We start from the raw sequence: 254 nt of genomic DNA, 5'->3' as shown, positions 1-254 counted from the left end.
CAAATACATTACCTTCGACTGCTACGGCACGTTGACCTTTTTCCAGATGGCGGAAGCGGCGCGCGACCTCTACGGCAGCCGGCTTGACGAGCCGCGCATGCAGGAGTTCATCAAGAACTTCGCGGCCTATCGGCTGGACGAGATCCTGGGCGACTGGAAGCCTTATGCCGACGTCGTCTACAATTCACTCGAGCGGGCCTGCAAGCGCCACGGCGTCGCCTTCAGCCCCGACGATGCCCCAATGGTCTATGGGT

The 254-nt window shown here is 60.6% G+C and carries 1 pseudogene; it reads left to right on the top strand.

Annotated elements, in window-relative coordinates:
- Positions 1–254, top strand: a pseudogene (locus EN852_RS39350) (haloacid dehalogenase type II); the annotation flags it as partial.

Origin of the sequence: Mesorhizobium sp. M2E.F.Ca.ET.209.01.1.1 (genome assembly GCF_004010375.2) — a bacterium.
GTDB lineage: Bacteria > Pseudomonadota > Alphaproteobacteria > Rhizobiales > Rhizobiaceae > Mesorhizobium.
The sequence above is the reverse complement of the archived record's forward strand: the minus strand, read 5'-3'. Positions and strand labels throughout refer to the sequence as shown.